The sequence below is a fragment of the Stomatobaculum longum genome (genome assembly GCA_000242235.1).
GTDB classification, from domain to species: Bacteria; Bacillota; Clostridia; order Lachnospirales; family Lachnospiraceae; genus Moryella; species Moryella longum.
The window spans coordinates 486,224-508,808 of sequence record JH590861.1; the positions used below are offsets into that span (position 1 = coordinate 486,224).

General features: G+C 48.2%; 20 protein-coding genes, 1 pseudogene and 1 riboswitch. All 21 genes and pseudogenes read right to left on the bottom strand.

From position 1 onward, the window contains the following. Positions 1-20: 20 nt before the first annotated feature. Positions 21-1,787, bottom strand: a complete 1,767-nt coding sequence (locus HMPREF9623_RS02110; protein WP_009532243.1) for a KAP family P-loop NTPase fold protein — start codon at positions 1,785-1,787, stop codon at positions 21-23. A gap of 666 nt (positions 1,788-2,453) precedes the next feature. Further along, positions 2,454-2,900 (bottom strand): GNAT family N-acetyltransferase, encoded by a 447-nt coding sequence (locus HMPREF9623_RS10770; RefSeq protein WP_009532244.1) that lies wholly within the window; start codon positions 2,898-2,900, stop codon positions 2,454-2,456. Between the two features lie 21 nt (positions 2,901-2,921). After that, positions 2,922-3,716 (bottom strand): bifunctional hydroxymethylpyrimidine kinase/phosphomethylpyrimidine kinase, encoded by a 795-nt coding sequence (gene thiD, locus HMPREF9623_RS02120; RefSeq protein WP_009532245.1) that lies wholly within the window; start codon positions 3,714-3,716, stop codon positions 2,922-2,924. A 37-nt stretch (positions 3,717-3,753) separates the two neighbouring features. Next, positions 3,754-4,401, bottom strand: a complete 648-nt coding sequence (gene thiE / locus HMPREF9623_RS02125; protein WP_040799193.1) for a thiamine phosphate synthase — start codon at positions 4,399-4,401, stop codon at positions 3,754-3,756. Further along, positions 4,388-5,209 (bottom strand): hydroxyethylthiazole kinase, encoded by an 822-nt coding sequence (gene thiM, locus HMPREF9623_RS02130; protein WP_009532247.1) that lies wholly within the window; start codon positions 5,207-5,209, stop codon positions 4,388-4,390. Before thiM ends, thiE begins: the two co-directional genes overlap by 14 nt. Before the next feature lie 11 nt (positions 5,210-5,220). After that, positions 5,221-5,739, bottom strand: a complete 519-nt coding sequence (gene thiW / locus HMPREF9623_RS02135) for an energy coupling factor transporter S component ThiW (RefSeq protein WP_009532248.1) — start codon at positions 5,737-5,739, stop codon at positions 5,221-5,223. A 73-nt stretch (positions 5,740-5,812) separates the two neighbouring features. Further along, positions 5,813-5,918, bottom strand: a riboswitch (TPP riboswitch). A 155-nt stretch (positions 5,919-6,073) separates the two neighbouring features. Beyond that, positions 6,074-6,520: a hypothetical protein gene (locus HMPREF9623_RS11415; RefSeq protein ID WP_154646088.1), complete on the bottom strand. Its 447-nt coding sequence runs from the start codon at positions 6,518-6,520 to the stop codon at positions 6,074-6,076. Further along, positions 6,459-7,202 carry a hypothetical protein gene (locus HMPREF9623_RS02140; RefSeq protein WP_009532250.1) on the bottom strand — a complete coding sequence of 248 codons (744 nt, stop codon included), beginning with the start codon at positions 7,200-7,202 and terminating at the stop codon, positions 6,459-6,461. Before HMPREF9623_RS02140 ends, HMPREF9623_RS11415 begins: the two co-directional genes overlap by 62 nt. Positions 7,203-7,207: 5 nt before the next feature. Continuing rightward, positions 7,208-7,990 carry an SH3 domain-containing protein gene (locus tag HMPREF9623_RS10775; RefSeq protein WP_009532251.1) on the bottom strand — a complete coding sequence of 261 codons (783 nt, stop codon included), beginning with the start codon at positions 7,988-7,990 and terminating at the stop codon, positions 7,208-7,210. Between the two features lie 18 nt (positions 7,991-8,008). Continuing rightward, positions 8,009-9,244, bottom strand: a complete 1,236-nt coding sequence (locus HMPREF9623_RS02150; RefSeq protein ID WP_009532252.1) for a M14 family zinc carboxypeptidase — start codon at positions 9,242-9,244, stop codon at positions 8,009-8,011. Between the two features lie 283 nt (positions 9,245-9,527). Beyond that, complete coding sequence (locus HMPREF9623_RS02155) at positions 9,528-11,444, bottom strand: DUF3825 domain-containing protein (RefSeq protein WP_009532253.1); 1,917 nt, start codon at positions 11,442-11,444, stop codon at positions 9,528-9,530. A gap of 210 nt (positions 11,445-11,654) precedes the next feature. Beyond that, positions 11,655-12,497, bottom strand: a complete 843-nt coding sequence (locus tag HMPREF9623_RS02160; RefSeq protein WP_009532254.1) for a Rossmann-like domain-containing protein — start codon at positions 12,495-12,497, stop codon at positions 11,655-11,657. Positions 12,498-12,758: 261 nt separating this feature from the next. Beyond that, positions 12,759-14,096 carry an MATE family efflux transporter gene (locus HMPREF9623_RS02165; RefSeq protein WP_009532255.1) on the bottom strand — a complete coding sequence of 446 codons (1,338 nt, stop codon included), beginning with the start codon at positions 14,094-14,096 and terminating at the stop codon, positions 12,759-12,761. Between the two features lie 123 nt (positions 14,097-14,219). Next, a complete protein-coding gene (locus HMPREF9623_RS02170) occupies positions 14,220-14,537 on the bottom strand; it encodes a CobW C-terminal domain-containing protein (RefSeq protein WP_009532256.1) in 318 nt (105 codons plus the stop codon). A gap of 247 nt (positions 14,538-14,784) precedes the next feature. Beyond that, positions 14,785-16,260, bottom strand: coding sequence for a ribosomal protection-like ABC-F family protein (abc-f, locus tag HMPREF9623_RS02175; RefSeq protein ID WP_009532257.1), 1,476 nt, complete (start codon positions 16,258-16,260; stop codon positions 14,785-14,787). 584 nt (positions 16,261-16,844) lie between these two features. Beyond that, a pseudogene (locus HMPREF9623_RS02180) lies at positions 16,845-17,060 on the bottom strand (tyrosine-type recombinase/integrase); the annotation flags it as partial. Positions 17,061-17,264: 204 nt separating this feature from the next. Continuing rightward, positions 17,265-17,975, bottom strand: coding sequence for a succinate dehydrogenase/fumarate reductase iron-sulfur subunit (locus HMPREF9623_RS11100; protein ID WP_330362058.1), 711 nt, complete (start codon positions 17,973-17,975; stop codon positions 17,265-17,267). Continuing rightward, complete coding sequence (locus tag HMPREF9623_RS02185; RefSeq protein ID WP_009532260.1) at positions 17,972-19,516, bottom strand: FAD-dependent oxidoreductase; 1,545 nt, start codon at positions 19,514-19,516, stop codon at positions 17,972-17,974. The genes HMPREF9623_RS11100 and HMPREF9623_RS02185 overlap by 4 nt, the downstream gene beginning before the upstream one ends. Continuing rightward, complete coding sequence (locus HMPREF9623_RS02190) at positions 19,513-20,052, bottom strand: hypothetical protein (RefSeq protein WP_009532261.1); 540 nt, start codon at positions 20,050-20,052, stop codon at positions 19,513-19,515. The genes HMPREF9623_RS02185 and HMPREF9623_RS02190 overlap by 4 nt, the downstream gene beginning before the upstream one ends. Positions 20,053-20,062: 10 nt before the next feature. Beyond that, positions 20,063-20,581: a DUF6921 family protein gene (locus HMPREF9623_RS02195; RefSeq protein WP_009532262.1), complete on the bottom strand. Its 519-nt coding sequence runs from the start codon at positions 20,579-20,581 to the stop codon at positions 20,063-20,065. Between the two features lie 16 nt (positions 20,582-20,597). Beyond that, positions 20,598-22,585: heavy metal translocating P-type ATPase (locus tag HMPREF9623_RS02200; RefSeq protein ID WP_009532263.1), on the bottom strand; the 1,988-nt coding region annotated here is incomplete at its 5' end.

The window sequence follows — 22,585 nt, forward strand, 5'->3', positions numbered from 1 at the left end:
TCGCTCCACCCTTCTAGTTTCTAAACATATTTATTCTTGATTATACCCAAATCATCTCGGTTGATGACACTCTTATATATATTTGTATTTCGTCCTTCATCTCGAAACTCCCCTTCTATTGGCACCATTTCATCTATTACAACAGATAATGCTCCAAAACCACAAATATCAAACAGCTCAATTCCCCGCACAATAATATTGCATCGATTTTCATCGCAATCAACTCTATTCAAAACTTCAATAAGAATACTCCCAACTTTCTCAGAATAAACCTCAACAGATTTAGTACTCTTTGAATCTCCCCCAATCTTATTCAGTAGTCTTAACAGAACACTCGCAATAAGATTTAGTCTATGTTCAGGAATTTCATCAACTAGCGGACCGAGTTCATCAAAAAAACAATCAATATCTCCTCTTAAATATATGTCTTCAACTTCCATCCACAAATCAGAATACTCAAGACTATTCATGAATAAATCAATCTCAGCTCTCGTCACCTTAATTACACTGAGGTTAAAGGCAAAATAGATTTCAAATTTCTCATAATGTGCTATTCTCTGTCTTCCTCTGATATAATCGATTGAATAAGCGGCTTCACGTTCGCCATTAAGAGCTGCCTCAAAAGCAGGAAACAACGTGGAAAGGCATCTAATTGTTATTTCAGGATTCACGCTTATATTTTCAAACTCTCCTTTGTAATGTTTCTCCAAATCCGTAGTATTTTTGATTATTCCTTTGGAGCCATATGTCATACCACTACATAGAGTTTCTCTATTATTATGAATCCACTTGTATAACTCTGGTTCCATTACCTCAAGTGTAGTGATTGCCAGCAAGTCTACATAATTAGTCTCTTCTCGTAAGTAACCGTATCTAAAGCGAAATGTATTGACTACCTTATTAATATCTCTCACTGTATCGATATACGGTTCTATGCAGTCATGTCTTATAGCTCGAAAATAGTCTATTTCTTTATTGCAGCACACTAAACCATCGTCAATTTCAGCAAGTTTTCCCAATAAGATCTCATTGATTTGCACCTTCTGTAACGGTGGTATTTCAAATGAAACCTGAATAATTTTCTCTAAGTACTCATTTCCTTCAACATTATGAACCTCTTTCAGTGCACGACAAACAATTTTTCTATCCATAGCAAGGAGGTAGATAATATTCGAAAAATCTGCAACTTGCTTAACCAGCTGAAACACATCTCTAATTTGTATGTTTGTCAGCCGATCGATATCATCAATAATTACTATGATTTTCCTATCTAATTTAATTAGGCAATCTTCCAAATCCATCCTAGCTTTATCAAGATTAACCTCTTGCATCAAGTAATTTCCCTTCGCAATTGCAACGGTTTTGAAAAGTGCGGCAAATCCAGGTCCAAGTACCGGTATAATGGAAAGTGCATCAAAAGCTCCTGCGTAATCACTCAACGCTTTTCCCACTTTTTTCTTAAATTCATCGTCTCCCTTTATCGCTATTTGGTTCTGAAGCGAGTTAAAGAATGTGCTAATTAAATTACTCTGTTCTGAATAGTTCCATGGTGAAAACTTAATTATAATCGGTTTGTTACTCTCCTCCTTGTATACCTCTTCGACTGTGTGGATAGCCATATTAATAACTGATGTTTTTCCACTCCCCCACTCTCCGTATATTCCAATCACAAAACCATCCTTTGCATCACATTCGCAAATTGCTTTTCCCAGGTGGCTGGCAAAGGAAGCTCTTTCGAGCAAATCGTCTTTATCGGACTCAATCGGTCTATCCGCACTATAGTTCATAAACGGCCTCAATTCTTATTTTATCATTTTCTAGCATATTCTTTTATATCACTACCAGCTTATTTATCTAATACTAGTTTTGCGCAATATCTGTGCAATTAATTTCCAAAAGTATGCTGTATTTTATCACTTTAGATTCCGGCACACGCTTGACCATGCTTTTGAAGCAATCCGTCGTAATTTGAATCTCATACCGCTATTTTGTTTTCACACCCCAGACGTTTTAAACAAATATTAAATCCATTATACCACTTTGTAAGAATTGACGCCCCCTTCTCGGGAATATTCTACAAGAATTTCGTATGGTCGGCTTTGAAACTGATGTATTTGCATGGAGCTGTGCTTGCGGAATAGCAGTTATATACGCAAGCGGAGTTCCTTTTCACATTCTCTCTTCTCCCTACAAAAGCATCGACTCAAAATCTCATATCTTTGATTACTGTCCTGATAAGTCATTTTCTTAATCTATCCCGTTGAGTACTACGCCAAAAGTGCCCGACACAAACATGCCGGGCACTTTTGCTTATCATTCGATAGAATACAAACCGCAAAAAAATTCTCATAAATTCCGGTAAAGCATGCTTCCTTGTTTCCGGACATCGTTGATATCTCCGGAAAAGCCTGTACCGGTTCCGTTTTATCTTCACACGGTAATAACTCAAGCGCTTAGCCCACCTTCTTGAATAACCGCGCACTCCAGAACTGCATCCCCAGTTCATCCAGATAAAAATGTAAAATCGCCTTGCTGTTCTTACTCGCGGTACTGAGCACAATAAATTGCACGTCCTTCTTGATTGTTTCTTCCGCGAAGCGAAACAGCGCTTCGCCGATTCCCTGCGAGCGCTTTTCCGGGACAACATACAATTCCTCTGCTTCGAAGTACACTGTTCCCTCTGCCATAATGGACTTCATGTTCTTCGCGGTCTCAATCTTGCCGAGCAGATACGCTTCGATGCCGTCTTCATCCTCCGCGAGGAAAATCCGTTTTCCCACGATGTCCGCTTCCGTATTTGGGCAATAGCCGTAGCAGCTCTGTTCTGCCGCCCACTGCGCGGACAGCTGTAGCAGTTTTTCCAGGATTTCCGGCGTTGGTTCTGCCTCATAGTATTTCATGACTACCCTCTTTGACAACGGTCACGCGTTGGTCAGGCCATAAAAATGCGCGAGCGGTCCCGAGCCTTTGCCGAGGTCAAGCCCGGCCTTCAGTGCGCCGGTGAGATAGGCCTTGGCGCGCTCCACGGACTCTGCCAGTGAAAAGCCCTTCGCGAGATTCGCGGCAATCGTGCTCGACAGGGTGCAACCTGTGCCGTGGGTATTTTCGGTCCAGATGCGCTCTCCGCGAAACCACTGTACAGTTCCCTGTCGGTAGAGAAGGTCGTTTGCCTCATTGACCCTATGTCCGCCTTTCAGCAACACGGCACAGTCATACCGATTTCCGATGCTCTCCGCTGCCCGCAACATATCTTCCTCGGTATGAATGGTCAAACCGGAAAGCAGCTCTGCCTCGGGAATATTGGGTGTCACCAGCAGGGCGAGCGGAAACAGTTCTTCCGTCAACGCCTGCACGGCATCGGTTTTCAGCAGCGGCGCGCCGGAGGTTGCGACCATCACGGGGTCCAGTACCACATTGACCGCCCCGTACTGCCGCAATTTTTCCGCAATCACATGAATCAGTTCGCCGGAGGCCACCATGCCGATTTTGACTGCATCGGGCGTGATGTCCTCAAAGATTGCGTCCAGTTGCTGCCCCAGAAACTCTGGGCTCACCTCCTGAATCGCGCGGACACCGGTTGTATTCTGTGCCGTCAGCGCCGTGATTGCGCTCATCGCATAGACTCCCTGCATGGTCATGGTCTTAAGATCTGCCTGAATTCCCGCGCCGCCGCTGCAATCGCTCCCGGCGATGCTGAGCGCTGTGTGTACTTTCATCTCATGTCCTCCTTCCGCTCGTTTCTTATCAATCCTTTCACTTTTCAAGTTCTGTCATCTCCTGCGACAAGCCGTAGAGCAGGCGACACTCTGCCGTGATATCTGCCGCGGAGAAAATTGCGCTGACCAGGGCGACGCCGTCGACACCGGTGCCCGCGAGTTCGAGCAGATTCGACTTGTTGATTCCGCCGATTGCGACCACTGGAATCGAAACAGCGTCACAGATTGCGCGGAGTGTCTCCTTGGTCACCAAACTTGCATCTGTCTTGGTGGATGTCGCAAACATGGCGCCGACGCCGAGATAGTCCGCGCCGCCCTCTGCCGCTGCGCGCGCTTCTTCGACGGTATGCACCGATACGCCTATCATCATCTCTTGCCCGACCAGACGGCGCACAGCGGCGACATCCATATCGTCCTGCCCCACATGTACGCCGTCGGCGTGGCAGCGGAGGGCAAGTGCGACATTGTCATTGATGAAAAAGGGCACGCGATACCCCTTGCAGAGCGAAAAGATTTCCTCGGCTTCCCGAAGAAACTGCTCCTCATCCAGCTCCTTTTCGCGGAGTTGGACGCAGGTCACACCGCCCCGAAGCGCTGCCGCCACCTGCCCCGCGAGGCTTTGTTTTCCGACCCAGGTTCTGTCCGTCACGGCGTAGAGCCGCATCATCTCCTCAGTACACTTCATAGCGCGCGCCTTTCTCTAAAGTCTCCGGTGTCATGTTGTAAATCGCATCAATGATGCCGTTCCGGTAAGTCGCATTGCCGTCGGTCGCGCTGCGTCTCTCATAGGCGAGCTCCCCGGCGTAGCCCATCGCAGCGACAGCCGCCGCAGTAGCTTCGAGCGCCTGCTCTCTGTTGGCCGCGACAAAAGCCGCTGTCATCGCAGAAAGCTGGCAGCCTGTTCCCGTGATCGAAGCCATCATCGGATGCCCGTTTCGGATGCAGTACGCCCGGCTGCTGTCCGCCACAATATCAATCGCACCGGTAATGGCAATGACAGCGCCGGTTTTCGCTGCAAATGCCTTCGCGAAGGCGACCATCTCCGGGAGATTTTCATCTGTCACTCTGTCGGCGACATCCGCATCCACGCCATTCGTGGTGCCGTTGCCGTACGCCAGGGTTTTGATCTCGGAGATGTTACCGCGAATCACCGTGAATTTCACTTCTTTCAAAAGCCGCTCCGCCGTCTCCGTGCGCAGCTTCGAGGCACCGGCACCTACCGGATCCAGCACAACCGGATGTCCCAGCACATTTGCCCGCTTTCCCGCGAGCAGCATGGATGCTATGGTGCGCCGGTTCAAGGTGCCGATGTTGATGTTGAGACCCGCACAGAGCGCGGTGATTTCCTCGACCTCTTCTTCATCATCCGCCATAATCGGAGAAGCACCGCAGGCAAGCAACATGTTGGCGCAGTCATTGACTGTCACATAGTTCGTGATGTTGTGCACGAGTGGACAAGCCTTTCTCACATTGGCAAATATCGTCTGAAACATACTTTTCCTCCTCATCCATGAATCGCTTCCCGCATATGTCGCAGGAGTCCGGCTGTCTGCAAGCTGTAAATCAGAATCGCGGCCAGAATCGCACCGCCGACCGTAGAAATCAGAAACGGAACCACAAATACATAAAAGGCAAGACCCGCAGCGCTCTTTCCCATCCAAAAGATGGCAACCGGATAGGCGCAGAGACCGCCGAGCACCGCCGTGCCAAACACTTCTCCGAGCAGTGTTCCCGGGATACTTTTCGTCTTTGCATACACGAGCCCGCAAAGCAGGGCGCCAAACATGCCGCCGGGAAATGCCATAAGACTGCCGATCCCAAGCAAATTGCGGATCAGCGCAGCCGCAAATGCCACAGCGAGGCCGTATCCGGGCCCCAGCAACACCGCGCAGAGGATATTCACCGCATGCTGCACCGGTGCGCATTTGCTCCCGAAAGCCGGAAACGAAAACAGACTTCCCAGTACCGCAACCGCACAGAACAGACCGGCCAAGGCCACTTTCCTGATATCAAGCCGCTTCATTTTGATTCTCCCTCTTTCACTGAAATTTGAACAAAAACAGGAGGAAGCCACCAGCGGCATCCTCCTGTCAAAGTCACAGAGCAAAAGAAGTTCCTACGGTGGCATTACCCACATCAGGTATAAGGGTCGAAGGTCATCCTTCCTCTCAGCCTGTCACACAAGCTCCCCTGTATTGAGTTCGTTGCTAGTATACACCCGTTTCCACCCCTGGACAAGCAAAACCGACCGTATTGAATTCATCTTTTCCAAATCTTATATCTCGTCCGCCGGCATCTTCGAACGTACAGGTATGATACTCACTCCATGTAAAGTCGGTTCTGTGCGGCAAAGAATCTCAGTAGTGATCTCCAAGATAGGTCAGATTGCTCTCTTTTCCCTTTCCGCTTAAATACTGATTGACATTACTCTCTGTGATATCAATCAGTTCCATCCGATAGCAGGGCGCAGTATAATCTGTTTCGACCGCCTGCTGCATTTTCTTTCGGATTTCCTCCGTAATATTCCCATCTCGATTATAAAGCCCATACCAAAAAATATATGCATCCGTATACTCTATCACTTTATTATCGAATCCGATAACTCTTGTTATGTCTTTTCCTCGTCTTCTATCAATCAGAAGTCGATGGGTAGATGGCATGAGAATATCCCAACACTCTATTCCATCCAGAGAAAATTGCTGCAGCTGATCTGTAAAATAAAATATTTTCGAAACGTTCGCATCATACCCTTCCACATCTATCTGTGCCAGCAGTTCCCATACGCCGTCGCCGTTGATATCCACGACGGCAAACTGTCCGCCCGAACGTCCCAAACCATTCCAGCTTCCGGTCAAGAAGCACCTTCCTGTAAGCCTCTACCGCTTTCTCGTTCCGGCTTCTCTCAATCTTCTTGCCGCTCGCATCGACCTGATTGCCGTCCGGTGTCGTCGTCGACACCAGCATCACGCCGTCCGCTCCCACATAGCAGGCACCGTCGACCCACTGGTTCACCGCCATACTGCCGTCGCTTAAAAAGTAGTAATACCGCCCCTCAAACTGTCGCCAGCCGTTTGCGATTACGCCGTTGTCATCGAGGTAGTAGTACTTGCCGTCCAGCTGCAGCCAGCTGGTCTTCATTCTGCCGTCGTCCGCGAAGTAGTACCAGTTGTTGTCAATGAGGCGCCAGCCGATCACGGGTTCACCCGCGTCGTTGTTGTAATACCAGCCGCCGTCCTTGCCCTGATACCAGCTGTTCATGTGGTATTTCTCCGGATCCAGCTGAATGGTAAAGTTCAGTTCGGTCGGCTCACCCGCCTCGCCGCTCTGATTCATCGCATAGCACTTAATCCGGTAGATTCCGTTTCGCCGGAACGTACGCGGCTCCGTATAGCTCTGCGGGGCGCTATCTGTACTGTCCGGCGCCTCCGAAAGCTCATACCGAATCTCCTTGCCGCTCTTACCTTTTCCCCCGTCACCGAAACACAACCTTCTTAGTAGCTCAGATACTGCGCCAGCGCATAGCCGCGCTTACCGTTATAAATCACCTCGTAAAAACCGTTGTCGGCTGTTCTCACATAGCTGACCGAAGCGCCGAGCGGAATGTGCGCGAGATCCGCGCCCTTCGTGTCCGGCACGCTGCGAAGCGTAATATACTCTCTGCAGTTCACACAGAACATGGTCCGGTATGTCGGGCCGGGGACAGCGGTTGTCTCTACCGCGCCGACTGGCTTGTCCAGCCGCTCCGACTCATCCGGCTGGTAGTTAATGAGGTACGATGCGAGCGAATACCCTGTGGTTCCGTTGTAGATGACCTTGTAAAAACCGTTGTCCGCGGTCTCCAGCACTGTCACCGGCGCCGCAAACGGAATCTGCTTTACGGCGCGCGCTGCCGTAGTCGGCGATTCGCGCAGCGAGATCGACTGCGCGCAGTGCGAGACATACATGGTGCGCGAGTAGTCCGTAGCTACAGTAGCCGCTGCGGTTACCGCCACCGATGCGGCTGTCGCTGCCGCTGTCACGGGCGGCGCGCCCTCTGTCGCTGCGGTCGTTGCGGGTGCTGTCGCCGCTGTCATAGCTGCCGTCTCGGTCTCCGCAGCGCTTGTTTCCGTCTCACGGCGCGTTTCCGTTTCACGGGTCTCTGTCTGCAGCGCCGCCGCCTCAAAGCGCTTCTCCGGTCTCTGACTCGCAATCAATACGCCGGCCACGATCCCCACAGCCACAACGCCCGCTGCCGCGAGCGCCACAATATGCGTTCTGCCCTTTCCTTCTGCCATTTCGTTTGCTCCCCCCGGTTATTTTGTTTCACTGATGCGGTGTACTTCGCCTTTTACAATCATCTCCAGTGTCATCGGCACCACATCCTTATTCTCGCGCCAAATGCTTTCCATCTGCGTCGGATCCACCGGGTTTCCGCCGTGCCCCGCCTCAATCGTGAGACTCGGGATACCCATCTTCGAGATGGCCCAGTCCTTATATCCGGCTGTGTCGAGCACCTGAAAATTGCCGTCCAGGCGGTAGCCGGTCAGTTCCGCGGTTCGCTTTGCGAGGGCCAGGGTCATGTCGCGAAGCGCCCCCTCCTGCCCGAAGTTCCAGTAAATCACTTCGCCCTGCGTGTGGTAACTGAGAGTCGCGTCAAATTTGACCCGCCGGGTCAGATCGGCGAGCGCCTTCGACTCAATCTCACACTCCGGCGCCGTTCCCTTATAGTGATCCGCCGAGGCGTGCCCGAGGTGATCGTTATACGACTCCCAGAGCGCATCGAAATTCCGGTTCAGATCGACACCGTTTGCATTCGACTTCCACTGCTGCAAATAGCCCGCCGTGAGCTGCTTTCCGTCCTTTGATGCGATATTTCGGACCGTCTCCCGCACAGCTTCCGTGTGAATGCCGTCCATGCCGAGCTGGCTGATGCTGACACCGTCCGGGTTTGCCATCGGAATCAAGTGGATCTCCGTGTCCGCAAGCAAATCTCTGATTGCGGCATCGCGGAAACTGCCGTTCTTCTGCTGCGCGGCCAGCAGTTCCACGGTCTGCCGCATCACAAGCTGCACTGTAATATATTCCCGCGCGTGAATACCGCCGAAGACCAGCAGATGATGTTTTGCCTCCGGATTCCCGATGCGGAGGTCATAGAGCTGATTGCCGTCGACTGTCTTGTCGAGCACATCGACCCGCAGCGCGCTCCCCGCCTGCTTTTGCAACTGACTCAGGTCCCGCTGAAATTCTCCGTAGGTATAGCGACTGCTCTGAAAGCAGAGATAGGTCTCCGCAGCCAGCGCTTCCGTCGGTGCTTCGCTGCTTTCTGCGGTTGATGCTGTCTCCGCGGCACGCTCGTTCGCGGCAGAGGTTGTTTCTGCCGCGCCGCTCTCTGTCACAGCGGCCGCATGACTCGCAACGTGCGTATTTTTCTTCACCTTGGCCGCGACCGTCGTTTGTCCCACTGCCTTGACCTCCTGCGACTTTGCGCCGCACGCCACACTCGCTGCGATACAGCAAAGAAATAAGACCCCCACAAACTTCTTTTTCATGACACATCCCCCTTTCTCTTACCTGCTTATCTGCGCCGCTATGATACCTGACAGTTTGGCGCAGCCCCTTCGCCGACTTCTTCTCATCTTGTTGCCAAAAAATCCGCCTCTCGGAACTTTGCCCCGATAACCTGCGCTGTTAATCCACTCTCCCTTCTTCATTCGGCTTATCAACATTGTCTGCACCTTCTCAATCAGGGTATAACTCACTGTCTCCCGATGGCGGATCATTATGCCCTACAGCCGCAACAGCTGCTTGCTGTCGCTTCACTTCTCGCAATATTCAGCCCAGGTCGTAGGCAACCGTCTTTTCCGCCGAGAGCCACTGACTCTCCGGGTACAGAACCGCGCGGCACCTGCGGTAGGCGCTCGAGAGGGAGAGCACTTCCCTTGCGATATACTCACCTGCCTCTGTGCGCTCTACCGCTATCGCGCGTTCCGGCTCCCTTCCTTCCGCAAATCGGAGCGGCAACAGAATATCACAGACATTTCGCGCGGCATCATAGCCGGGCAGTGCCACGCTCCGGTTCCAGCGAAACTCCCGCAGACTGCGGTTCACAATCTGTCCGAACGCCTGCTTCATCGCCTCCGATACTCCCGGCACCTCTTCGATTTGTTTGCCTAAGTTCGCGAAATACCGGTTTCGCGCCGCATTGTCCGGATGCAGGGTATAGACCTCTTCCGGTGTGCTGTCCCCGCCTGTCAGCATCTCCCGCGTGCAAAAACTCTGTAAAAAATCGAGCGGGAGTCTCTTCGTCTGCTCCGTGAGTATCCGCCAGTAATCGCAGTACAGCGCCGCGCCGTCCGACAAAGCCTGTATCTCCGGAAACTCATACGCGGCTGCGGGCGGGAGTGTTTCAAAGTGACGGGAAACATCCTCAAACGCCTGTGTCCCGACGGCCGCAAAACTCTCCAGATTCCAGCGCGGACCGGTCTTCAAAAGATTATTTTTAAAGAACGCATAAATCGGTCTGAAATCCGCTGTGACAAGCCCGGTATGGCAGATTCCGTACTGCACATCTTGATAGCCGGGCAAGGTTTCCCGGCAATGCCGGAACTTATGCTCGGCGCATATCCGGGAAATGTGGTTCTCCATATATCTGCCGAGGATGGGAGCCGTCACCGAGACAGGTAAAGCAGCCTCTCCGTAGCTCCAGCGCTCCGGGCGCAGGAGCTTCACAAGTCTCTGTAACCTCTCGTGCGACGCCTTGGCGAAAGGGCGTGAATCCCGCAAGGTAGCGGCTTCAGGTGCCTCCGAAGCCCTCCTGTCTTCGGGGATGCGTTCTGCCTCAATTTTTCGCGGCGTTTGTCCGGACGCTCGCTCTTCACGGTGCAGCCGGACCACATGATAGAGACTCTTACCGTTGGCGGATGCCTTCATCCGAACATCAAGCAGAGACGGAAACTGTTTTAAAAACAGGAAACCGTCACCGGTGCCGTACTTCTTATAATCCACGCCGGTTTGCCGCAAGAATTCAAGAAAAGACTTCGCGGCTCTCCACCTGTTTTCCTCGAGGGAAATCTGTTGCGCCCGTTTCAAAATCTCTTTTTTAAGCCGTTCTCTCAGACTATCGTCCAGAGCGAATTTCGGACTTTCCGGCTCGCTCTCACAAGCCGCCGCGCTTTCCGCCCTGCGGGGAACGTTCATCTCAAAGCGGCGAAGTCGCACCACTGCCTCCGCTTTTGTCCCGGACGGATCGGAAGATTGCAACTCAATCTGTTCCGCAAACTGCTGCAGAAACGGATTCAGCTGGATGAAGCCATACTCTTTATAGTTGATGCCTGCCGCAGCCACGGCGTTTCCGACCTGCGTGATATAAATCCATTCGCCCTGCTCCAGCGACAAATTTTGCAAGATGTCCCGAAGCAGCTTGGCTAAAGCCGGCTTCTTTTCATCCGGAACCTTGCCATCCTGCCGCCTCTTTTGACGTCTTAATTGACGGTACTGCCGCAAAATGACATAGCTTCTTTCCGGCTCTCCCGCCTGTGTGGCAGCACTGTCCGTGATGGCAAGGTCTTCCGGAAAGAACTCCAAAAAGGCGCGCAGCGTCTCTGCGCCGTATTCTTGATATCGAATCCCTACCTTCCGCAATTCCTGTTCTAATTTGTCCGTGCCGACCCAACCGTAGTCATGCCTTTGGAGGTTCAGCAGCGCCTCAAAGAGCAAAGGCCGCAGTTTTTCCCGCTCATTCTCTTTCACAGAATTCCCCCTCTTCCGTCCCGCGCCCTTGCAAAATGACTGTTTTTTTCTTACACTTTGGCGCGTTTCTTCATAATTCTTTCATATTTACCTTACTTCCTGTACAGACTTCCGTCAAGTTAGAAAGCGGGAAATGCTTGTATACCTGCTATGATGCGAAAAAGTACAAAAAGGGCAGCCCTCTTGTCGAGCCGCCCTGAGACACCGGAATTAGTTCCGGCGGAGTATGTATAAATCCATGAATTTCAAATCTTCTCCCATGGGGAGCGGCGCAAGCTGAGCCTGCAAATAGCTCTCCTTGTCGCGCACCGAGGCGCTGAAAATATAGTTGTACCCGAGATCAAAGAGATACGCGGGGCAGAGTTCATTGCTCGGGCCGTAAATACCGCGAACCTCTGCCTTCTCACAGCAGGCCAGGATATCCCGGTAGCTGTCATTGACAATCGTGCATCCCGTCATGATGACCATGTCCAGGGTCTTCAGCACATCCGCATAGTCAATGGCACTTTTCCCGAGATGCCAGTGAATTCCCTCCGGATAGACTTTCATGCCCTCTCTCCCGATGCGGTAATTCAAAAGTCCCTTTTCCGGTCGCAAATCAAAGGCATGAAACTCCTTACATTTTCCGAGGAAAAACTGATTGTAGAGTCCGTAGCCTATGATGCCGACTTTCTTGCCCGCAACCTCATAGGGAAACCGGAGTCCCGGCTCCCGCGTAATCCCTTGTTTGAGGAGCCTCTCTTCGGAATTGAACGGCTTACTCATCAAATTCAACAGTGCGACAAGCGGCTCCCGAAGCGTCTCATCTCCCGATTCCAAAAATGTTTTAATTACCAGATCAACCGGTTTCCCGAGCTCTTTTGACAATACCGCCCTATATGCCTCCGGACTCTTCTCCTTACCCATGCGCAAGCACTGCGAGACCCGGCCTCTCGTATCAGCACACATGAACCAGCGGTACTCAAGGATAAACTCATCCAAAACCGGCATCTCTTCCCGCTCGGTTTCGTATAGCTTTCCGAGCTGTTCATAAATCTCTCTCAAATCATTCATCGTATCACTCCCTTCATAAGAACCTTTGCCGCTGACGGCGCCGCACTGTTTTCCGGCCGAAAAATCAAACCGGAATTTCTATACCGATGCTCCGCAACGTTTTGTCAATTAGTTATATAATGCTAATAAGAGTTTAACGCATCGCGTCCTGTCTTTCCACCGGAAAATCAGTGCGCACCGATCAAAGTTGCCGTAAAAAAGACAGCCTCCCACTTTCGTGAGCGGCCGTCTCGAATACAACGTAATCCCTTTTCCGGGTGCTTAGGACTGCACTTTCTTTTCGGGCCACGCCTTCCTGAGCGCGATATAAGAAATCAAAAAGTTCGCAAACCACCCGGCTGGGACCGCAAGCCAGACAAACGCGATGCCAAAGCGCGGTGCAAACAGCAGGGCGACCGAGAGGCGAATCGCGAGATTCACCATGTTTGCAAGGAGGAACGGGCGCATTTTACCGAGTCCGCGAAGCACGCCGTCCGTCGCCATTTTAATTCCCATGAAAAGAAAGAAATAGCCGAGCCATTTCATGTATTCTCCGGACACCCGATATGCGAGTTCCGTTCCGTCCTTTCCGAGAAACAGCGCGGAAATGCGTGTGTGCAAGCTTTCAATGATCAGAAACGCCAGCAAAGCAAAACAAGCATCCAATACCAGCGCGGCACGATACCCTTTCCGAATCCGCTCCGCCTTCTTGGCACCGAGGTTTTGGGATACAAAGGGCGATACCGCATTGCCAATGGACACAAAGATCAACGAGAAGACATTTTCTACCCGCATGGTGGCCGCATATCCTGCGAGCGCCTGGGTTCCGAAGGGATTCACAACCGCCTGTATAATCATCATCCCGACAGAGACGGTGGACTGCTGCAGTACCGAAGGGACCGCGATACGTAACATGGTCCGTAATTCCTGCCGGTCAAAGCGACGAAAACTTCCCTGATAACGCTTCATCCGGCTCAAAAAAAGAAGGAGCGATAACACTGCGGAAATGCCTTGTGCGATTAAGGTCGCAAGCGCTGCGCCGAATACGCCGAGTCCCAGTCCCGCCACCATCCGGTAATCCAACCCTACATTGAAAGCCGAGGAAAAAATCAAAAGTCCCAGCGGAATCTTGGATTCGCCTATAGACGTGAACATGCTCGAGAGAATATTGTACATGAACAAAAACGGAAAACCGACAAAATAGACACGAAGATACAACACCGCCGTGTCCAGGATGTCATCCGGCGTCTGTAAGACGCACAGCATCCGCCGCGAAAAGCAAAAGCCGATGATGCCGAGGCATATGCTGAGCAGCAAAAAGCTGATAAGCGAAGTCGACACGATGGTCTTCATCTTGTCGTATTCTTTGGCCCCGAAATAGCGACTCACCAGCACACCGGCACCGACACCTGCGCCGAGGGCCACACAGATGAAGACATTCGTGAGCGCCGCACAGGCACCGACTGCAGCGAGGGCAGACGATCCCACAAATTGACCGACTATAATGGAATCGGCCATGTTATAGACCTGCTGAAAGAAGCTGCCGAGAATCAGCGGCATCGCAAAAACTGTCAGCGCCTTGAGTGGCGCATCTGTGATCAAATATTCATCTTTTGACATTCAGTCATCCCCGCAGTCTGTGCATCGTCCTTCCTTTAGTCACATTCTACTTAAATTATAACATAAAAAAGAGACCCTCCCCTACCTCTTGCCACCCTGCGAACGTGTAGATCGGAAAGTCTCTTATCTCTGATTGGCTGCGGCGGTAAATCGTATCTTTCCGCGCTGCGCTATGTTTTTTTGATGTATCACACGGCGTATCGCCTGCTTCGCGATTCCGTGCCCTATGAAGACCGCGACGGCGTTTTGATCTGTCTCTTGTACAGAGTCGGGATCTTCGAGGCGCACACTGTAGCGTCCGTCCGCCACGTCAAAGCGAAGCGCGCAAGCCCCTGCAGGAATCAGGCCTTTGGCACGAATGATATTTCCGTAGCGCCCGCGTATCAGCGCTTCCAGAAACAGTAGAAACGGTTCCGGGGCGTCTACATAGGCTTTCCCCATCGAAAACGTATCCGGTAATTGCGTTTCCGCTTGTGGCGTCGAGCTTCTGACCTCCGATTTCGGCTCGCTTACATCGGCCGCGCTGAGTAGGAGTTGCTCCCACCACGCTTCTTCCGCGTTCTTAAGGAGTGCTCTGCCATGTCAGTGCTTCCGAGGAATATTGTGGTCGATATCAGCATCTGCAGAAAAAAAGAATGAGTTTGCACAACAGCTGTTCCGGATGTTTTACGGAGAATATAAAGACATGTCATTTGACAGTCAATTGTATGCTTTTGGTTGCAATCGTGTTTCTGAAAGCCCGATCATGTTCCACAAAAATCATGGTGGGATAAAACTCCTTGATTAGTTTTTCAATTTGCATTCGTGAATAAATGTCAATGTAGTTAAGTGGTTCATCCCATACATACAGATGTGCTTGCTCACAAAGACTTTTTGCTATTAACACCTTTTTCTTTTGCCCTTCTGAAAAATCCTCTATTTTTTTCTCAAACTGTACTCGTGAAAAATCCATTTTTCGTAAAATTGCTTTAAATAGACTTTCATCAATTTTGTTGGTTTCTATGAACAAAGATAAAGAGCCGTTCAGCGTAGAAGTATCTTGCGGCACATAGGACAGTTTGAGCCCGGAACCAACCGAAATCACACCCTGATATTCTATTTGTCGCCCCAGTATCAACTTTAGTAGACTTGTTTTTCCGGAACCATTATTTCCGTCAAGAGCAATGCGCTCTCCCTGTTTTACTTCAAAAGAGATTGGTTGGCAGACTTCTTTACCATCGAAAATCGGTACAACATCAGAAAATGTCACCAAGGTATCCGCAAAATAGAAAAGTGGATTGATTTTCAAAGCTTCAACTGTTTCCGAGTTTTTAAGAAGTCTCGACTTTTCCTCAATTGCCCGCTGCTGCCGTACTTCAATCGACTTTGAGCGCTTCATCATTTTTGCGGACTTGTGACCGATATATCCCCGATCAATCGGACCGTTTCCATATTTTGACACTTCAATCCGCTCTGACCAAACCGAAGTTCTTTGAGCAGCCTTTTGCATCGCATCAATGTTTTTTTTCAATTTTACATTTTGATTGCGTTCAAATTCCTGTTGGCGCTGAAAGTTAGCAAACCAAGTAGAAAAATTTCCGCTTTGCACTTCAATGTTTGATCGGTTAATGGATAAAATATGGTCAACGCATCCATCTAAAAAGCAACGATCATGAGAGGCTAAAATAAATCCCTTTTTCCGTTTCAGGTAGTCCGAAACAATTCCCCTGGCTTTCATATCTAAATGGTTTGTCGGTTCATCAATCAGCAAGAAGTGTCCGCTGTTCAGAAATAGCGCTGCAAGCAGCACCTTGGTCTGCTCGCCATTGGAAAGCGTAACAAAAGGCCTCCAAAGCACATCTTCACGGACTTCCAGATAAGATAATTCTCTCAACAGCTCCCATTCTTCCGCAAACGGGCAAACTTCCGAAAGAATATCCGTGGTTAATCTATTTTTGTCGCTAACAGCATATGGAAAATAATCAAATTGCACAGAGGCGTGTATTTTCCCACGGTATTCATACTTCCCAAGTAGGAGATTTAGAAAAGTTGTTTTTCCTCTGCCGTTTCTTCCAATAAACCCAAGCTTCCAATCTGTATCAATTTGAAAATCTACATTTTCAAAAATAGTATCATAACTGCTTGGATAGGAAAAACTAAGATTCTCGCCCCGAATCATTGACATATTGTATTTCTCCTTTATTCCGTGAGTGAAGACATAAAATAAGAGCTGCAAGAAAGTTAATTCTTGCAGCTCGGCATAACATAACAGTGTCACTCTCATTAAAAGTGATACAACTATAATATATCGAGTGAATAGACTTTTAACTTTCTTGCAATGGGTACAACGGCACAAAACAAGTTACTCATCTCTTCAATTCACCTCCGATATTTACTTTATAGTATGATAAACACACGAATAAGTCAAGTAGAAGAGCAAAGTAAGCAGAAAAATCTTTCTATATCAAAGATTTGAAGCCCTTTTTACTGACTCAATTTGTCTTATAACTGAAAAATGGCCAAATCAGAACAAATTACGACAAACTGTTTTGGGCATGAAAAAACCCCGGAAGCCATATGCTTCCGGGGTTTTTGTACATTTTGAAGTGTCGATTATCTCTTGGAGAACTGCGGTGCACGGCGAGCTGCCTTCAAGCCGTACTCACCTGACCTTGATCCGAAAAGTCCAGCATTCATGCGGGTTTTCGGGCTTTCCTCTCTCAGTAAACCCATAGGTAAACCCACGAAATCGCGAAATTTTGGTGCATTTTAACGCAGCCCTAATGCAGCATTCACAACGCTACTTAAATTCTCAGGTTTATTATACTTGACTTTCGCATAGATGTCCATAGTCGTTTTGCTGTTCTCATGGCCTGCCAGATACTGCACCGTCTTTGGATCAACACCCTTGTAAATCAGGTTGGTGATGTAGGTGTGCCGCAGCATGTGCGGAGTCACCTTGAAGTCCATCGTATACACCAGCTTGGAATTGGAAAACAGGCTCCTCTGGAAAACAATCGTTATTCAGAAGGGCCTGTTTGAGTTATCTGCTTTTGGGGAATTAGGGGGTCTATGGCGAGCGTTTTTGTGCTTTTGGAGGCATTTAACCGTAAAGGGGCTGCTGCACTTGGACGTTTTTCCTTGTGCAACAGCCCCTTCATACATTCATTATAGCTTTTATCATCCATTTTATTTGCCCCAAGCAGCCGCTGCATTCGACCTTACAAGCAGTTCTTCCACAGGCAGACCAATCGGACAAATATCATGACAAGATAACGACTTCCCGCATCCCTCAAAATATTTCTTCTTATATTCAGCAGAAATCTCATTCAAATGAGTGCTTTCCTGTTCTTCATTCAGAATCCGAAATGCGTTGACTGCAGCAACAGCGCCTGCGAAAGTCCCATTTGCAGAGAAGTTAGGACACACTTCAAGGCAGCAGCCACACATCAGACAGCGTGCCGACTGGTATCTCGGTTCATGTGTCCACGAACTCATATAAGCTTCACTTTCCAGCCAAAGGTTCAGTTTTTTCAAATTTTCAAACAGATTTGACCGGTCAACGATCAAATCTCTTACAAGCGGAAATTTGCTTAAAGGTTCCAAGGTAATTGTAGAACCTTTTAACGTATGTAGAAATGTAGAGCATGCCAGCCTCGGACGTTCGTTAATCAGCATGGCGCAAGCCCCACATTTTCGCACCATACAGCTACATTCCCAGCTGATGGGAGTAACTATATTCCCTGAGTTATCTTTCAAAGGGGTTCTACTGTTCAATTCCTTTAGAACAGTAGCAACAGAGCTGTTTCTGCTTCCGTCAAACTCAAATTCCTGCCAATAACTGTCTGCTTTCTGACTCTCCTGCCGCCTGATTCTTATTTTATATACCAAGTGAATCACCGCCTTTCTGGAACAGGTACAAAGGAAATCTGTATCTGCTTTCCATCAAATCTGGCTACCGTTGTTTTAAGGTAATCATCGTCATTGCTCTTCGGATAATCCTCCCGCCAGTGTGCACCACGGCTTTCTTTTCTTGCAAGAGCACTCTTTAGAACTGCCATGCCAAGCAATGGAAGATTTCCTGTCAGCGCTTGTACCGTTTGAATCCCATTTAACAACGTATTCTCATTTCTGACAACGCCCATAGTCTCCTGCATCACTTTGTTTAATTGCTTTATTTCTGAAATTTGGGACGCTGGTGGAAAATCTATCTGTGTCGCACAAGATAGATCTACTACATCTGCCTGTTCGCATGCTGATTTTGCCGCAACACGTCCTCCGTATAACGCTCCTAACAGAGAATTTCCACCAAGACGGTTGGCACCATGATATTGGGCACAGCATTCTCCGGCAGCGTAAAGATTCTGAATCGGCGTTCTGTGCTGCTCATCCACCAGAATGCCTCCCATAAAATAGTGAATTCCCGGTAAAACAGACACCGGTTCCTTTCGTATATCTTTATGCAGATAGGTCATACAATCGTCTGCCAGACCAGATAGCTTATTTGAAATAATCTCGTCCGATATTTCCGTCATGTCAAGAAATACCTCTGATTCATGGCTGACCTTCCATATCTCTCTTGCGGTAATATCTCGTGGCATCAGATTTCCAAGCTCCGGGTATTTTTCCTCCATGAAATACCATTGTTTTCCATCTTTCATGGCAAACAACCTGCCACCTTCCCCTCTGGCCGCCTCGCTGATGAGCATGCGTTTTCCACCACATTTCACAGTTGTCGGATGATACTGGATCATCTCGCCATTTGCCAGAGGAACACCAAGCCGGAACAATTCTGCGGTGACTTCTCCTGTATTGCTCAGCGAACCCGTTGTATTTCCAAACAATCCGTGCATACCACCGGTGGCAACAATAACCGCATCCCCCGGTAATTCCACAGTCTCCTGACTGTATTCATCCCTGATTACGCAGCCACAACAAATATTGTCACACAGACGAAGTGTTAGGAAAGAATGATGGCTGAACCGTTCTACCATACCAGATGCTTCTTTCCTGCGAACAGCGTCTATCATAGCTGTCATGATCTGCTTCCCGGTATCGCTCTGCGCAAAAGCAGTCCTTTTCTTTTTCTGCCCGCCAAAATTCCGCAGATCCACATCATCATAGCCGCTCATGTTAAATTGAACTCCAAGTTTTAACAGCCAGTGCACCAGCTCCGGTGCTGCCTGTGTCATTCCCCAAACTGCATTTGGGTCTGCCAGACCGCAAGCCGCCTTTATTGTATCTGTGAAATGTTCTTCGGGACTGTCGTTTTCATCTTTTGTATTCAAAGCTGCGTTGATACCGCCCTCCGCCATAACAGACTGCGCCCGCTCTGATGGAAAGGAGGAAACCAGTTTTACATTGCATCCATTTTCCGCTGCCTGCAAAGCCGCTGAAAGTCCTGCCAGTCCAGCACCTATAATAATAATTGTCTTACTCATAGATATTGCCACCCAATATAATAGAAAATAACTGCGCCCGCTATAAACAGAAGGAGCACCGAAAGAATCAAATAAATATCACCCCTTCGTTCTTTATAACTGATGATTCCCAGCGATACGAGCAATGGGCGGATATTGATAAAAATATGAACAAAGATTGCCGCCACGAACAAAAGCTGAGTTACCATCTTTACCGTTGTAAAAGGGGACAAAATATATGTCCCATTCTGCACCTTTCCAAACAAGCCAATATGGAAGAACAGCAGGATCAGTATTGCCAGCCCACTGGCTCGTCTCGCCCAGAATATGGCGTTCTGTTTCAGATACATTTTTCCGGATTGCTTCGCTGTCTGTAAACTCTGAACTGTCAGGATGACACCAATCACCGTATGCACAACAAGAATACCAACACCAATCCATGCAAGAAGTTTCCCTGCGCTACTTCCAACTCCGTTCAGCATAAAGCTGCCCATGATTCCATGAATCATAAAAATGAGAAGCATTAAAACAGACAAAATCGTATTCCATTTTCTCATAAATTCCCGCTCACCTCATTTCTTCGCTGTCCATGATCATATAGTCCATCTGTGTTAGCGTTGTAACGTCAATAAAATCATCCGATGCCAGGAATACATCATACTTTCCACTTACCACTCTTGATAGCATCATTGTGTTACTGTACTCTTTCAGATCTACGGAGAAACCGGCCTGTTTCAACCTGTCACAGAGTTTCTTAGCATAACTGACAAGCGGATAATCCGTCTCAGATACATATAACCGAAAACTAATGTCCGTTTTCATGAGATCTGTTTCATTTGTTTCCGAATCGTCCAGTGCCAATTCTTTTAATTTATTCCGGGTGTTCTCGTTGTCGAGACCATCTGACATCATATTAATACCGAGAACATAAGAGCCTTCCAACTGTGCGGAGGCTTGAGCCGCCTTTTTTGACTTCGGTGTTGCTCCTGTGACTGCATCAATCATAGAAGGCGGTGAATGTAAAATGGCACCAAACCCTACAAGAAAAACAATCGTAACAACTAACAGAATCAGTTTTCGTTTCACATTCCCACCTCATTTCCTATTTTTTCAAAATTCTCATTGCGTTTAAAACAGCAATTATGGTAACGCCTACATCACCAAATACAGCTTCCCACATTCCCGCAATACCAAGAGCGCCAAGAATCAGGAACACACTCTTAATCCCAAGAGCAATCACTATATTCTGCATGACAATCTGTTTTGTCGCTTTTGCTACTTCAATCGCATCCACCAGCTTAGACGGTTCATCTGTCATCAGAACTACATCTGCTGCTTCAATGGCCGCATCCGAACCAAGCCCACCCATTGCAATACCAACATCTGCACGGGCAAGGACAGGAGCGTCATTGATACCATCACCAACAAAAGCCAATTTGCTTCCCGGTCTCTTTTTACTATCTAAAAGCTCAACCTTTTCCACTTTTTGGTCAGGAAGCAGCTGTGCATAATATTCATCCAACTGCAATTCTTCTGCAACAGACTTCCCAATTTTTTCATCATCACCGGTAAGCATGACTGTTTTTTCCACGCCGATATGTTTCAGGTCAGAAATTGCTTTTTTACTGTCCGGCTTCACTTCATCTGTTATCAAAATACATCCTGCATATTGACCATCTACAGCCAAATAAACTTTTGTACCTGCGTTTTCACAGGTTGTGTACTCTATACATTCTGTATCCATAAGTTTCGTATTGCCAGCAAAAACTTTCTTTTCCGCTGCCATTACACTGATTCCATATCCTGAAATTTCCTTATAATCAGAAATCACTGACTGATCAATTTCTTTTCCATAAGCAGCAAGAATGGATTTTGCAATAGGATGGTTAGAAAAACTCTCTGCATCTGCCGCATACTCCAGAACCTGTTCTTTTGAAAATCCATTTGCAGGCAAAATATCCGTCACATTGAAAACACCTTTTGTAAGTGTTCCGGTTTTATCGAACACAATAACGCTGACATTATTAAGTGCCTCTAAATAATTGCTTCCTTTTACAAGAACACCTCGTTTAGATGCTGCACCAATGCCGCCGAAGAAAGTCAACGGGATTGAAATAACCAATGCACATGGACAAGATACCACAAGGAAAACAAATCCTCTGCGAATCCACTCTGTCCAGCCTCCGCCAAGAATGATCGGTGGCAGAATCGCCAGAAAAGCTGCTAAGATTACAACCACAGGTGTATAATAACGTGCAAATGTAGTAATAAAATTTTCTGTTGGTGCTTTTCGGCTTGACGCATTTTCCACAAGATCAATAATCTTTGAAGCCGTAGATTCACCAAATGCTTTTGTTGTCTTAATCATTAAGACACCCGTCTGATTCATACAACCGGAAAGTGCTTCGTCTCCTTTATGAACACTTCTCGGAACTGATTCTCCTGTTAAGGCGCTTGTATCCAGCATAGAATCTCCATCCAATACCACACCGTCTAATGGAATTTTTTCACCAGGCTTTACAATAATAATCTCACCAATGGAGACATTTTCTGGAGATATGGTAATCAATTCCCCATTTCTTCTTACTGTAGCAGAATCTGGACGTATATCCATTAAGTCTGATATAGATTTTCTTGAACGCTTAACAGCCAATGACTGAAAAAATTCACCTACCTGATAGAATAGCATAACAGCAACTGCTTCTGGATATTCACCAATGACAAAAGCCCCAATCGTAGAAACACTCATCAAAAAATGTTCATCAAATACACGCCCCTTTGAAATGTTCCTCACAGCCTGCCATACAACATCTCCACCAAGAATAACATAAGAAACAATGAGAAAAGCTAACTCGATAGGCAGTGGCACTTTCGCAAAAACAGTCAATGCCATACCAATGGCATAGATTGCTGCACCAGTCGCTAAACGAACTGTCAACTTCTTATCCTCATTGTTATAGGATTCATTGGCCTCCTGCTTTTTTTCCGGTATATAAGATTCCTGTACAATTTCAGAAACTTCCACATCTGGCTCATGGCTATGAACAATCGTTTCAATCTGACTGGCTATCGTATCTGCGGCTGTCTGAG

Bases quoted from the DNA above. Each gene is read 5' to 3' on its own strand.
- HMPREF9623_RS02190 (WP_009532261.1), bottom strand. From the start codon at position 20,052: ATGAGAAAATGGAATACGATTTTGTCTGTTTTAATGCTTCTCATTTTT.
- HMPREF9623_RS10770 (WP_009532244.1), bottom strand. From the start codon at position 2,900: ATGAAATACTATGAGGCAGAACCAACGCCGGAAATCCTGGAAAAACTG.
- HMPREF9623_RS10775 (WP_009532251.1), bottom strand. From the start codon at position 7,990: ATGGCAGAAGGAAAGGGCAGAACGCATATTGTGGCGCTCGCGGCAGCG.
- thiD (WP_009532245.1), bottom strand. From the start codon at position 3,716: ATGAAAGTACACACAGCGCTCAGCATCGCCGGGAGCGATTGCAGCGGC.
- HMPREF9623_RS02165 (WP_009532255.1), bottom strand. From the start codon at position 14,096: ATGTCAAAAGATGAATATTTGATCACAGATGCGCCACTCAAGGCGCTG.
- HMPREF9623_RS02160 (WP_009532254.1), bottom strand. From the start codon at position 12,497: ATGAATGATTTGAGAGAGATTTATGAACAGCTCGGAAAGCTATACGAA.
- thiW (WP_009532248.1), bottom strand. From the start codon at position 5,739: ATGAAGCGGCTTGATATCAGGAAAGTGGCCTTGGCCGGTCTGTTCTGT.
- thiM (WP_009532247.1), bottom strand. From the start codon at position 5,209: ATGTTTCAGACGATATTTGCCAATGTGAGAAAGGCTTGTCCACTCGTG.
- abc-f (WP_009532257.1), bottom strand. From the start codon at position 16,260: ATGTCAATGATTCGGGGCGAGAATCTTAGTTTTTCCTATCCAAGCAGT.
- HMPREF9623_RS02150 (WP_009532252.1), bottom strand. From the start codon at position 9,244: ATGAAAAAGAAGTTTGTGGGGGTCTTATTTCTTTGCTGTATCGCAGCG.
- HMPREF9623_RS02185 (WP_009532260.1), bottom strand. From the start codon at position 19,516: ATGAGTAAGACAATTATTATTATAGGTGCTGGACTGGCAGGACTTTCA.
- HMPREF9623_RS02170 (WP_009532256.1), bottom strand. From the start codon at position 14,537: ATGGGGAAAGCCTATGTAGACGCCCCGGAACCGTTTCTACTGTTTCTG.
- HMPREF9623_RS02110 (WP_009532243.1), bottom strand. From the start codon at position 1,787: ATGAACTATAGTGCGGATAGACCGATTGAGTCCGATAAAGACGATTTG.
- thiE (WP_040799193.1), bottom strand. From the start codon at position 4,401: ATGAAGTGTACTGAGGAGATGATGCGGCTCTACGCCGTGACGGACAGA.